This is a genomic window from Nonomuraea sp. NPDC049152 (assembly GCF_040648355.1).
Lineage (GTDB): Bacteria > Actinomycetota > Actinomycetes > Streptosporangiales > Streptosporangiaceae > Nonomuraea.
The window spans coordinates 74,791-87,080 of the sequence record NZ_JBEZDO010000001.1 but is presented as its reverse complement, the minus strand read 5'-3'; the positions used below and the strand labels follow the sequence as shown (position 1 = coordinate 87,080).

Below are 12,290 nucleotides of genomic sequence, written 5' to 3'. Positions count from 1 at the left end.
TCCGTACCGTATCGGGCATCCCTTGATGATCGCTTGCAAAAGGATGTCAACATCCCGTGACGGTGAAGGGGTCCCGAGGCGAGGCCCGAGGTGGCGGCGTGCCGGGACGGTGAGGACCTTCCCCAGCCGGTGACCGCGGTGGGGTGGGCGGGCTTGCCGTCAGAAATGTCAGTGCCACCACCTACAGTGAATGGCATGCGGCCGGTAACAGATTTGCAGCGCAGGGTGGCGCCCTTCGAGGTCGTCACCGAGATGACCCCCTCCGGCGACCAGCCGACGGCGATCGCCGAGCTGGAGCGCAGGGTGAAGGCGGGGGAGAGGGACAGCGTCCTGCTCGGCGCCACCGGCACGGGCAAGACGGCCTCGGTCGCCTGGCTGATCGAGCGGCTGCAGCGGCCCGCGCTCGTCATGCAGCCCAACAAGACGCTCGCCGCGCAGTTCGCCAACGAGCTGCGCGAGATGCTGCCCAACAACGCGGTCGAGTACTTCGTCTCCTACTACGACTACTACCAGCCTGAGGCCTACGTGCCGCAGAGCGACACCTATATCGAGAAGGACTCCTCGATCAACGACGAGGTCGAGCGGCTGCGCCACTCGGCGACCAACTCGCTGCTGACCAGGCGCGACACGATCGTGGTCGCCTCGGTCTCCTGCATCTACGGCCTGGGCACGCCGCAGGAGTACGTCGACCGCATGACCAGGCTGCGCGTCGGCATGGAGGTCGACCGCGACCAGTTGCTGCGCCGCCTGGTCGACATGCAGTACACCCGCAACGACCTGGCCTTCACCCGCGGCACGTTCAGGGTGCGCGGCGACACGATCGAGATCATCCCGAAGTACGAAGAGCTGGCCGTCCGCATCGAGATGTTCGGCGACGAGGTCGAGAAGCTGTCCACGATGCACCCGCTGACCGGCGACGTCATCACCGAGGACCAGGAGCTCTACATCTTCCCCGCCTCCCACTACGTGGCGGGCGAGGAGCGGATGGCCAAGGCCGTCGACGGCATCGAGGCCGAGCTGGCCGAGCGGCTGTCCGAGCTCGAGCGGCAGGGCAAGCTGCTGGAGGCGCAGCGGCTGCGGATGCGCACCACCTACGACATCGAGATGATGCGCCAGGTCGGCACCTGCGCCGGCATCGAGAATTACTCGCGGCACATGGACGGCCGCGAGGCGGGCAGCGCGCCCAACACGTTGCTCGACTACTTCCCCGAAGACTTCCTGCTCGTCCTCGACGAGTCCCACCAGACGGTGCCGCAGATCGGCGCGATGTACGAAGGCGACGCCTCCCGCAAGCGCACCCTCGTCGACCACGGCTTCCGCCTGCCGTCCGCGATGGACAACAGGCCGTTGAAGTGGGAGGAGTTCCTGGAGCGGATCGGCCAGACCGTCTACCTGTCGGCCACCCCCGGCTCCTACGAGCTGGGCAGGGTCAAGGGCGAGGTCGTCGAGCAGGTCATCCGTCCCACCGGCCTCGTCGACCCCGAGGTGGTCGTCAAGCCGACCAAGGGCCAGATCGACGACCTGGTCCACGAGATCCGCGAGCGCGCCGACAAGGACGAGCGGGTCCTGGTCACCACGCTGACCAAGAAGATGTCCGAAGACCTCACCGACTACCTCCTCGAGCTCGGCATCAGGGTCCGCTACCTGCACAGCGAGGTCGACACGCTGCGCCGCATCGAGCTGCTGCGCGAGCTGCGGATGGGCGAGTACGACGTGCTCGTCGGCATCAACCTGCTGCGTGAGGGCCTCGACCTGCCCGAGGTGTCGCTGGTGGCCATCCTCGACGCCGACAAGGAGGGCTTCCTGCGCTCGGAGACCTCGCTGATCCAGACGATCGGCCGCGCCGCGCGAAACGTGTCGGGCCAGGTCCACATGTACGCCGACAAGATCACTCCGTCGATGGAGCGGGCGATCGAGGAGACCTCGCGGCGCAGGGCCAAGCAGATCGCCTACAACGAGGCCAACGGCATCGACCCGCAGCCGCTGCGCAAGAAGATCGCCGACATCCTCGACTCGCTGCAGCGCGAGGACGCCGACACCGAGCAGCTGATGGGCAGCGGCAGGCAGCAGTCCCGCGGCAAGGCGCCGGTGCCCGGCTTCGCGGCGAAGGCGGCAGGGCAGCACGCCAAGGCGATCGCGGGGGAGATGCCGCGGGCGCAGATGGAGACGCTCATCGAGTCGCTCACCGAGCAGATGCACCAGTCGGCGGCCGACCTGCAGTTCGAGGTGGCGGCGCGCCTGCGCGACGAGATCAAGGAGCTGAAGCGCGAGCTGCGTGACATGCGCGAGGCAGGGGTGAAGTAGCCCTTCGTACGGCAGGCGGGCTCACGGCCACCGGGGGACCGGTGGCCGCCGGTCCGTCACGCGTACTCCCTCAGGAGGAGGCGGGGATGCGCGACATCATCCGCTCCATGCCGTTGACCCAGTTGTCGCGCAGGGCCTCGGCGGCCTGGGGCAGGTCTCCGGCCATGAGGAGCTCGGCCACGCGGCAGTGCTCGGCCTGCTCGCGCTCCAGGGGCGTCTCGTCGCCCGTGAGCAGGTGGGCGTAGCGGCGCATCCCGGCCTTGACGCTGGTGATGAGATCCAGCAGGCGCTCGTTGCGGCAGCCGCTCAGCAGCAGGTCGTGCCACTCGTCGTCGTGGCGTTCTATCACCTGCTGCTCGGCGATCCTGTCGGGAAAGTCGCGGGCCAGCCTGAGTAGTTTGGGCGCGATCTCACGGAGGTAGGCGGGGTCGGAGCGGTCGAGCGCCAGCGACTCCAGCGCGGCGACGATCTCGCAGAGCTCCGTGAACTCCTTCCGGCTCACCGGCGCGAACCGGAATCCCCTGCCCTGGTTGCTCTCCAGCACGCCCTCGCCCGCCAAGGTGATCAAGGCCTCGCGCAGGGGAGTGCGGCTGACGCCGAGCTCGGTCGCCAGCGCGACCTCGTTGATGTCCGTCCCCGCGGCGAAGTCACCCCGATCGAGCCTGCTCAGCAGCTCTTCCCTGATCTGCTCGCGTAGCGGTCGCCGCTCGATCGGCATGAGGCTCCTTCAGTCTTGGCCCTGATCTGCTCAGCGCTTGACGTAGTGCAAAATACTACACTATGAATTCTGAATACAGATTTGGGACATCCTGAAAGGAGTGATTCGTGCGCCTGACCCGAGTGCCGGGACTGCTGTTCGGCGGTGACTACAACCCCGAGCAATGGCCGGAGGAGGTCTGGGCCGAGGACGTCCGGCTCATGGCCGAGGCCGGCGTCACCATGGCCACCGTCGCGGTCTTCTCCTGGTCCCGGCTGGAGCCCGCGCCCGGCGTGTACGAGTTCGGGTGGCTGGATCGCGTCCTCGATCTGCTCCACGAACACGGGGTGTCCGCCGACCTCGCCACCGCGACCGCCACCCCGCCGCCCTGGCTGGTTCGCCGGCACCCGGAGGTCATGCCGGTCGACGCCCAGGGAGTGCGGCTGGAGTTCGGGTCTCGGCAGGGATACTGCCCCAGCTCGCCGATCTTCCGAGAGCACGCCGTGCGCCTCGCGACGGCGATCGCCACGCGGTACGCCGAGCATCCGGCGCTGGCGATGTGGCACGTCGGCAACGAGTACGCCGACCACACGCTCGAATGCTTCTGCCCCGAGTCCGCCCGGCACTTCCGCGCCTGGCTCCAGGCCCGTTACGGCACGGTCGGCGCGCTGAACGCCGCCTGGGGCACCTCCTGCTGGGGTCAGCACTACACGGGTTTCGAGCAGATCGAGCCGCCCCGCAAGGCGCCAGGGCCCGTCAATCCCGCCCAGCTCCTCGACTGGCGCCGCTTCTGCAGCGACGCCCTGCTGGAGCTGTTCGCCGCCGAGCGGGACGCGCTCCGCGAGATCACGCCGGCCGTACCGGTCACCACGAACTTCATGAGCATCCTGCACGGCCTCGACTACTGGGCGTGGGCGGCGGCCGAGGACCTGGTGAGCGACGACGCCTACCCCGACCCGGCCGACCCCGAGTCGCACGTGGCGGTCGCCCTGAGCTACGACCTCATGCGCTCGCTCAAGCGACGCCCCTGGCTGCTGCTGGAGTCGGCGCCGTCGGCGGTGTCGTGGCGCGAGGTCAACGCGCCCAAGCCGCCCGGCATGATGCGCCTGCACAGTCTCCAGGCGGTGGCCCACGGCGCCGACGGGGTGATGTTCTTCCAGTGGCGTCAGGCGAAGTACGGTCCGGAGAAGTTCCACTCGGCCCTGCTCCCGCACGGCGGCACCACGACGCGCGGCTGGCAGGACACGCTGCGGCTCGGCGCGGACCTCCAGCGGCTGGCCGAGGTCGCGGGCACCGGCACGCGCGCCGAGGTGGCGCTCGTCCTCGGCTGGGACAGCTGGTGGGGGCTGGAGGCGCCGGAGTCGATGCCGTCGAACCGCCTCAAGCTCAAGGACCTGCTGTTCGCCTGGTACGCGCCGCTGCACGTCCGCGGGATCTCCGTCGACCTGGCGCCCCCTGACCGCGATCTGTCGGCCTACCGCGTGGTGATCGTGCCCAACCTCTACCTGTGTACGGCCGAGCAGGCCAAGGCGCTGGCGTCGGTCACCGGAGAGCTGGTCGTCGGCCCGTTCAGCGGCGTGGTCGACGAGTCGGACCAGGTCCACGACGGCGGCGCCCCCGGCCCGCTCCGCGAGCTGCTGGGCCTCGCGATCGACGAGTTCTGGCCGCTCCCCGACGGAGTCACCCAGCGGGTACGGCACGCCGGTGGCGACGTCGGCCTCGCCAGGACGTGGGCGGAGTGGCCGCGCGTGGTCGGCGACGCCGTGGAGGTGCTCGCCCGCTACGAGGGCGGAGACCTGGACGGCCTGCCCGCCATCACCCGCAACGGCAACGTCACCTACGTCAGCTGCCTCCTCGACGACGTCACGCCGGTCCTCGACCGCGTGCTCCACGACGTCCCGGCGATCGACGTCCCCCGGGGCGTCGAGGCCGCCCGGCGGGACAACCACCTCTTCCTGCTCAACCACACCAGTACCCCGCAGCAGGTCACCCTCCCGCAGCCAGGCAGGGACCTGCTCGGCGAGACCGACCTGCGAGGGGTCATCACCCTCGCCCCGCGCGACGCCGTCGTGCTCAGGATCGAAGGAGACACGTGACGCACCCGTACATTCCGAACGCCGAGCCAGGCGTGCGGGCCGAGATGCTCGCCGCCATCGGCGCGTCGAGCGTCGAGGAGTTCTACGCCGACATCCCGGCGGACCTGCGCCTGGCCCGGCCACTCGACCTCCCGGAGCCCTTCACGGCCGAGCACGACCTCGTGCGCCACATGAAGGGCCTGTTCGACCGCGTCACCGACACGGAGGAGGCGCTGAGCTTCCTCGGGCACGGCTGCTACCCCCATTACGTGCCGGCCGTCTGCGACGAGGTGAACTCCCGGAGCGAGTTCCTGACCGCCTACGCAGGGGAGCCGTACGAGGACCACGGACGGTTCCAGGCCCTGTTCGAGTACGTCAGCATGATGGGCGAGCTGCTCGAGATGGACGTGGTCAACGTCCCCACCTACGACGGCTTCCAGGCGGCGGGCACGGCCCTGCGCATGGCGTGCCGCTACACCCGGCGCTCGAAGGTGCTCGTCAGCGGTGCCGTCAGCGCCGACAAGCTGAGCAAGCTGCGCGACTTCCTCAGCCCGGACATCGAGATCGCCCTCGCCCCTGTGGGGGAGAGCGGCGAGATCTCCGTGGCCGGGTTCGACGACTCCTACGCGGCGATCTACCTGGAGACTCCCAACGTCTACGGTGTCGTCGAGATGCGCGGGCGTGAGCTCGCCGACCTCGCCCACGCGCACGGCGCGCTGCTCGTGGTCAGCGCCGACCCCATCTCGCTGGGCGTCCTCGCCCCGCCTTCCTCCTACGGCGCCGACATCGCCTGCGGAGACATCCAGTCGCTCGGCATGCACCAGAGCTACGGCGGCGGCCACGCCGGATACATCGCCACGCAGGACCACGAGCCGCTGGTCGCCGAGTTCCCCTCCCGGCTGTTCGGCATCGCGCCCACCAAGGTGCCCGGTGAGTACGGCTTCGGCGACGTCTTCTACGACCGCACCTCCTTCGCCCTGCGCGAGGAGGGCAAGGAATGGGTGGGAACCGCCGCGGCCCTCTGGGGCATCACGGCCGGCGTCTACCTGGCGCTCATGGGGCCGCAGGGCATGCGGGACCTGGGCGAGACCATCCTGGCCCGAACCCGCTACGCCATGGACGCCCTCGCCGGGTCCGTCACGGTGCTGCACCGGGACGCGATCCACTTCCGCGAGTTCGCCATCGAGGTGCCCTCGAGCGCGGCCCTGCTCGACGGGTTGCGCGCCCGCGGCATCTACGGCGGCGTCCCCCTCGACGACCGCACGGTGCTGGTCTGCGTGACCGAACGCCACTCCATCGCCGACATCGACCGTCTCGCCGCAGCCGTCCAGGAGGTGCTGTGAACACCGCGGAATCCTTCGCCGAGCTCCCAGTCGCGCCGAAGCCGCCGCTGCGCCGCTTCCACCAGGCGCGCTGGGACGAGCCGATCATCTTCGAGCTGTCCGCCCCCGGCCGCCGCGGCCTCGCCGTGCCGGAGCCTGGCGCCCCGCTCGTCGAGCTCCCCGAGTCCGTCCGCCGCGCCGAAGCCCCGAAACTGCCCGAGATGTCGCAGCTGCACGTGCTGAGGCACTACCTGCGCCTGTCGCAGGAGAACCTCGGCGTCGACCTCAACATCGACGTCGGTCAGGGCACCTGCACGATGAAGTACAGCCCCAAGGTCAACGACCGGTTCGCCGCCGCGATCGCCGAGTTGCACCCGCTCCAGCACGAGGAGACCGTGCAGGGCGTACTGGAGATCTACTGGCGGCTCGAACGGATGCTGGCGGAGATCTCCGGCATGTCCAGGGTCTCCCTCCAGCCCGGATCCGGGTCGGCCGCCATCTACGCGAACATCGCCATGATCCGCGCCTACCACGCCGCCAACGGCGAAGGCCACCGCGACCAGGTCATCACCACGATGTTCTCCCACCCGTCGAACGCCGCCTGCGCCAAGACCGCCGGCTACGAAGTGATCACGCTGATGCCGGACGCCGACGGCTACCCGGACATCGAGGCGCTGCGCGCGGCCATCGGCCCCCGCACCGCCGCCCTGATGATCACCAATCCGGAGGACACCGGCATCTTCAACCCCCGGATCAGGGAGTTCGTCGAGCTGGTGCACTCGGTGGGCGGCCTGGCCTGCTACGACCAGGCCAACGCCAACGGCATCCTCGGCATCACCAGGGCCCGCGACGCCGGATTCGACCTGTGCCACTTCAACCTGCACAAGACGTTCTCCACCCCGCACGCCTGCGGCGGCCCCGCGGCGGGCGCGTGCGGCGTCTCGGCGGAGCTGGAGCCGTTCCTGCCGGGCCCGGTCGTCAGCTTCGACGGCACCGCCTATGGGATGGAGACCCCGCCCCGCTCGATCGGCAAGGTGCGCCCGTTCCTCGGTGTGACCCCCAACATCGTGCGCGCCTACGCCTGGATCATGGCCATGGGCGCCGAGGGACTGCGGCAGGTGGCCGAGACGGCCGTGCTCAACAACAACTATCTGATGCACAAGATCCTGCAGATCCCCGGCGCGTCGGCGCCGTGGGACAAGCGCCGCGTCGAACAGGTGCGCTACTCCTGGGAGGAGCTCTCGGAGGAGACCGGCGTCCACTCGGAGGAGATCGGCGTCCGGGCGGCCGACTTCGGCGTGCACTACTGGACCAGCCACCACCCGTACGTGGTGCCTGAGCCTTTCACGCTGGAGCCGACGGAGTCGTACTCGAAGGAGGATCTGGACGAGTACGCCGCCATCCTGGCCCACGTGGCCTCCGAGGCGCGCACGGATCCCGAGTTCGTCAAGGGCGCGCCCTACAACCAGAGCGTGCACAAGATCGACACGTCATCGCTCGACGACCCCAAGGAGTGGGCGCCTACCTGGCGCGCCTACGTCCGTAAGCACCTGTCATGACCTCCGACGTCGCCGCCCCGCGGACTCCCGCCCCGTTCCCCGACCGCGAAGTGGTGGTCGGGCTGGTCGTCAACCCGGTGGCCGGGCTGGGCGGGGCGGCGGGCCTCAAGGGCAGCGACGGCGCGCAGGTGCAGCGCGAGGCCCTGGCCCGGGGCGCGACGCCCCGGGCGGGGGAGCGGGCGGCACGCGCCGTCCGCGCGCTCCTGGCCCGCCGCCCCGGCACCCGCGTGGTCACGGTGCCGGGCTCGATGGGCGAGCACAGCGCCCTCGACGCCGGAGCGCCCTGCGCGCTGGTACGACCGTCACCCCCGCCCGCGGCCGATCCCGGATCGGCCGGCGCCACCACGGCACGGGATACGAGGCTGGCGGTCCTCGCGCTCGCCGATGTCGATCTGCTGCTGTTCGCGGGGGGTGACGGGACCGCGCGGGACGTCCTCGACGCGGTCCGAGCGCTCGGTGACCAGGCGCCGCCCGTGCTGGGGATCCCGGCAGGGGTGAAGGTCTACTCGGGGTGCTTCGCCGTCAGCCCGGCCGCGGCGGGGTTCCTCGCCGCGGGCTACGCCTCCGGCCTGCGGAACGGGTCGGGGACGGCGGGCGCCGGCACGGTGGAGGCCGAGGTGGTGGATCTCGACGAGGAGCGCTACCGGCAGGGGCTGGTGAGCCCGCGTCTCTACGGGAGCCTGCGCGTCCCCGCCGCCAGGGCCGCCCTGTCGGGGCGGAAGGCCGGGTCTTCCACAGTCGCCCCCGCCACCGTCGAGGGCATCGCGCGGGAAATCGTGGCCCGCATGCGGCCCGGCGTCCGCTACGTCCTGGGCCCCGGCGCCACCACGCAGGCGGTCGGCCGCGCGCTCGGGCTCACGACCACGCTGCTCGGGGTGGACGTGGTCGAGGCCGGCGACCGGGGCGTGCTGGTCGCGGGGGACGTCTCGGAGGCGGAGCTGTTCTCTCTGGTCGCGGAAAGGGAGGCGGTCGTCGTGCTGTCGGTGATCGGCGGGCAGGGGTTCGTCCTCGGCCGGGGGAACCAGCAGGTGTCCCCCAGAGTGCTCGACGCGGTCATCGGGTACGGGGGCGCCACGGGCCGGCCGCTGCTCGTGCTGGCCACCGCGCAGAAGTTGGCCGCGTTGCGGGGGCGGCCGCTGCTGGCCGACAGCGGCGACGAGGACCTCGACAGGAAGCTCGGCGGGCACGTCCAGGTGATCACCGGGTACCGCGAAAGCACGATTTATCAGATCTGTACGGCAAGTGAGGAGTTCCACGGATGAACACGCTCGAGGGCAAGGTCGCGATCGTCACGGGCGGTGCCTCGGGCATCGGGCGGGCCACCGCGCTGGCCTTCGCCCGCGAAGGCGCCAGGGTGGTGGTCGCCGACATCGACGCCCCAGGAGCCGAGGCGACGGTCGCGCAGATCGCCGCCCAGACCGAGGCCGGTGGCACGGCCGCGGTGGCAGTGCGGGCCGACGTGTCGGATCCCGACGACTGCGCGCGGATCGTCCAGACCGCCGTCGACACCTTCGGCGGGCTGCACGTGCTGTTCAACAACGCGGGCATCATCCGCCGCACCACGGCCCTTGATCTCGACGTCGAGGAGTGGGACCGCGTCATGGCGGTCAACGTCCGGTCCGTCTTCCTCATGTGCAAGCACGCCATCCCCGCCATGACCGAGGGCGGCTCCATCGTCAACACCGGCTCGGGCTGGGGCCTCAAGGGCGGCGGGAACGCCATCTCCTACTGCGCCTCCAAGGCCGCGGTGGTCAACATGACCCGCGCCCTCGCCATCGACCACGCCAGGGCCGGCATCCGGGTCAATTCCGTGAACCCGGGCGACACCGACACGCCGATGCTGCGCGACGAGGCCCGCCAACTCGGAGAGGACTGGGCCGCCTTCGAGTCCGACGCGGCCGACCGGCCGATGGGCAGGTCAGGCACCCCTGACGAGATCGCCCAGGCCGTGCTCTTCCTGGCGAGCGACGCCGCCAGCTACATCACCGGATCCGCCCTCGTCGTCGACGGCGGCGGCCTCGCCTGACCCTCCGGGGCCCCGGCCCCGGCCTGACACCGCTGTGCCTGACCCCACTCGCCTCGACACCCCCCATGAACAAGCCTGAAGGAGCCACCATGAAGCGTGCGCTAGCCATCCTGGGCGTCCTCGCCCTCGCCACCACCGCGTGCAGCGGCAGCGGCGGAGGGAACGTTCCCGGCACGAGCAGCGGCCAAGGCCAGGTCACCGTCCGCTGGTCGACCTGGGGATCGGCCGAGGACCTGAAGCTCTACCAGAAGTTCACCGACGACTTCCACAAGCGGAATCCCGGTATCCGGCTCAAGCTGGAGTCGGTCGCGCGCTACGAGGACTACCACCCCAAGCTGCTCGCCCAGCTCACCAGCAAGACGGCGCCCGACGTGTTCTTCGTGGGCGACGACAACATCGGCAAGTTCGTCTCCGCCGGAGTGCTCACCCCGCTCGACGACAAGCTGTCCGGGTCGGATTCCAAGAGCAAGCCGGAGGACTTCTTCGACGGCATCTACGGCGGCGCCAAGCGCGACAACAAGATCTACGGGGTCCCCAACGACACCAACCCCGAGGTCCTCTGGTTCGACAAGAAGGCGCTGAAGGACGCAGGGATCACCGAGGACCCGGCCGCCCTCCACGAGGCCAAGCAGTGGACCATGGCGAAATATCTGGACATGAACGCCAAGCTCAAGGCGGCGGGCAAGGCCGGTTCGATCTTCTGGAACTGGTACGGCTCCACGTACTCGGTGATCAACGGCTTCGGCGGCAAGGTGTGGGACGGCGGCAAGTTCGTCGCCACCACCGACCCCAAGTCCCGCGAGGCGCTGCAGACCCTGGCCAAGGGCTACCAGGACAAGACGTTCCTCAGCGCCGACACGCTGCCCGACAGCAACGGCCCCAGCACCCAGTTCCTCAAGCACAAGGTCGGCTTCTACGCAGGGGGCCGCTGGGTGATCGACTCCCTGAAGAAGGGCGGCGAGCTGGATGACTACGACATCGTGCCGTTCCCCTCGCAGACCGGCGAACCCATGCCGGGCGCCGTCGCCGCCTCCTACCTGGCCATCAACAAGGACACCAAGCTGCCCAAGGAGGCGTTCACGTTCCTGACCGAGTTCGTCGGCAAGGACGGCCAGCTCCTCCGGCTCAAGGGCGGCGGCGCCGTGCCGTCCGTCAAGGGCGCCGAGCAGATCGTCCTGGAGGACAAGTACCCCGCCCACGCCCAGACCTTCCTCGACGTGCGCGACACCGGCTTCGCGAACTACCCCGAGGAGGTCTCCGTGCCCGGCCTGACGGCCGACATCAACGAGCACCTGATGAAGGTGTGGACCGGCAAGGTCGGTTTCGACCAGGGCATGACCGAGCTGCAGAAGCTCGTCGAGAGCAAGCTGGGCTAGCCGTGGCCATCCTCACCGAGGCTCGCCCGCGGGCGGCCCGCCGGGCGAAGACCATCAGGAACAGGGACGGCTGGTGGGCCGCGTTCTTCCTCGGGCCACAGCTCGCCTTGCTGGCCGTGTTCCTGGTCTTCCCGCTCGGGTTCGCCGTCGTGCTGGCCTTCATGCGGTGGGACGGGCTCGGCCAGAAGGAGTGGGCGGGCCTGGACAACTTCGCCGCCCAGCTCTCCGATCCGATGTTCGGGCTGGCCGTGTGGAACACGGTCAAGCTCGCGCTGCTGACCGTGCCGTTCGGGCTCGGCCTGTCGCTGCTCATCGCGGTCGCGCTGAACAGCGTCAAGGGCAGCGGCTTCTACCGCGTGCTGTACTTCATGCCGGTGGTCACCAGTTCGGTCGCCGTCGCGCTGATGTGGCAGATCATCCTGGCCGGCGACGAGTACGGCGTGCTCAACACCTCGCTGGAGCGGTGGTTCGGCATCACCGCGCCCGACTGGCTCGGCGATCCCGGCTGGGTGATCGTGGCCATCGCCATCGTGACGATCTGGTCGTCGCTCGGCCTCAACGTGGTGATCTTCCTGGCCGGGCTGCAGACCATCCCGCCGCAGATCGTCGAGGCCGCCAGGATGGACGGCGCGGGCGCCCTGCGCATCTTCCGCTCGGTCACGCTGCCCCTGCTCTCGCCCACGATCTTCTTCTCGACGGTGGTCGCGGTGATCAGCTCGTTCCAGGCGTTCGACCAGATCTACGTGCTGGTGAACCCGGAGCACAACGAGGGCGCGCGCACGATCGTCTACCAGGTCTACGAGCTCGGCTTCAAGGACTTCGAGTTCGGCATGAGCAGCGCCGCCGCGCTGATCCTGCTGGTCCTGACGCTGCTCGTGACCCTCGTCCAGTTCGCCGCGCAGAAGCGCCTCGTCCACTACGACACGTGAGG

General features: G+C 69.7%; 9 protein-coding genes. 8 read left to right on the top strand and 1 reads right to left on the bottom strand.

Translation table 11 applies throughout. The features are described 5' to 3' along the window. Positions 1-195 precede the first annotated feature (195 nt). The gene (gene uvrB, locus AB0B45_RS00465) at positions 196-2,304 is read left to right on the top strand and encodes an excinuclease ABC subunit UvrB (RefSeq protein ID WP_358123298.1); all 2,109 of its coding nucleotides are present in this window, start codon (positions 196-198) and stop codon (positions 2,302-2,304) included. Between the two features lie 70 nt (positions 2,305-2,374). Here uvrB and AB0B45_RS00460 read toward each other — a convergent pair whose 3' ends face one another. Continuing rightward, positions 2,375-3,022 carry a GntR family transcriptional regulator gene (locus AB0B45_RS00460; protein WP_358123296.1) on the bottom strand — a complete coding sequence of 216 codons (648 nt, stop codon included), beginning with the start codon at positions 3,020-3,022 and terminating at the stop codon, positions 2,375-2,377. Between the two features lie 107 nt (positions 3,023-3,129). Between AB0B45_RS00460 and AB0B45_RS00455 the strand changes: the two genes are divergently transcribed. From AB0B45_RS00455 to AB0B45_RS00425, 7 genes are all read left to right on the top strand, one after another. Beyond that, positions 3,130-5,097: a beta-galactosidase gene (locus AB0B45_RS00455; RefSeq protein ID WP_358123294.1), complete on the top strand. Its 1,968-nt coding sequence runs from the start codon at positions 3,130-3,132 to the stop codon at positions 5,095-5,097. After that, positions 5,094-6,419, top strand: a complete 1,326-nt coding sequence (gene gcvPA / locus AB0B45_RS00450; protein WP_358123292.1) for an aminomethyl-transferring glycine dehydrogenase subunit GcvPA — start codon at positions 5,094-5,096, stop codon at positions 6,417-6,419. The genes AB0B45_RS00455 and gcvPA overlap by 4 nt, the downstream gene beginning before the upstream one ends. Next, complete coding sequence (gcvPB, locus tag AB0B45_RS00445; protein WP_358123290.1) at positions 6,416-7,957, top strand: aminomethyl-transferring glycine dehydrogenase subunit GcvPB; 1,542 nt, start codon at positions 6,416-6,418, stop codon at positions 7,955-7,957. Before gcvPA ends, gcvPB begins: the two co-directional genes overlap by 4 nt. Next, positions 7,954-9,219 carry an NAD(+)/NADH kinase gene (locus AB0B45_RS00440; protein ID WP_358123288.1) on the top strand — a complete coding sequence of 422 codons (1,266 nt, stop codon included), beginning with the start codon at positions 7,954-7,956 and terminating at the stop codon, positions 9,217-9,219. The genes gcvPB and AB0B45_RS00440 overlap by 4 nt, the downstream gene beginning before the upstream one ends. Further along, positions 9,216-9,983 (top strand): SDR family NAD(P)-dependent oxidoreductase, encoded by a 768-nt coding sequence (locus AB0B45_RS00435; protein WP_358123286.1) that lies wholly within the window; start codon positions 9,216-9,218, stop codon positions 9,981-9,983. The genes AB0B45_RS00440 and AB0B45_RS00435 overlap by 4 nt, the downstream gene beginning before the upstream one ends. A gap of 89 nt (positions 9,984-10,072) precedes the next feature. After that, positions 10,073-11,359: a sugar ABC transporter substrate-binding protein gene (locus AB0B45_RS00430; RefSeq protein ID WP_358123284.1), complete on the top strand. Its 1,287-nt coding sequence runs from the start codon at positions 10,073-10,075 to the stop codon at positions 11,357-11,359. A 2-nt stretch (positions 11,360-11,361) separates the two neighbouring features. Next, positions 11,362-12,288, top strand: a complete 927-nt coding sequence (locus tag AB0B45_RS00425) for a sugar ABC transporter permease (protein WP_358123282.1) — start codon at positions 11,362-11,364, stop codon at positions 12,286-12,288. Positions 12,289-12,290: the final 2 nt, after the last annotated feature.

Bases quoted from the DNA above. Each gene is read 5' to 3' on its own strand.
- uvrB (WP_358123298.1), top strand. From the start codon at position 196: ATGCGGCCGGTAACAGATTTGCAGCGCAGGGTGGCGCCCTTCGAGGTC.
- AB0B45_RS00460 (WP_358123296.1), bottom strand. From the start codon at position 3,022: ATGCCGATCGAGCGGCGACCGCTACGCGAGCAGATCAGGGAAGAGCTG.
- AB0B45_RS00440 (WP_358123288.1), top strand. From the start codon at position 7,954: ATGACCTCCGACGTCGCCGCCCCGCGGACTCCCGCCCCGTTCCCCGAC.
- AB0B45_RS00435 (WP_358123286.1), top strand. From the start codon at position 9,216: ATGAACACGCTCGAGGGCAAGGTCGCGATCGTCACGGGCGGTGCCTCG.
- AB0B45_RS00430 (WP_358123284.1), top strand. From the start codon at position 10,073: ATGAAGCGTGCGCTAGCCATCCTGGGCGTCCTCGCCCTCGCCACCACC.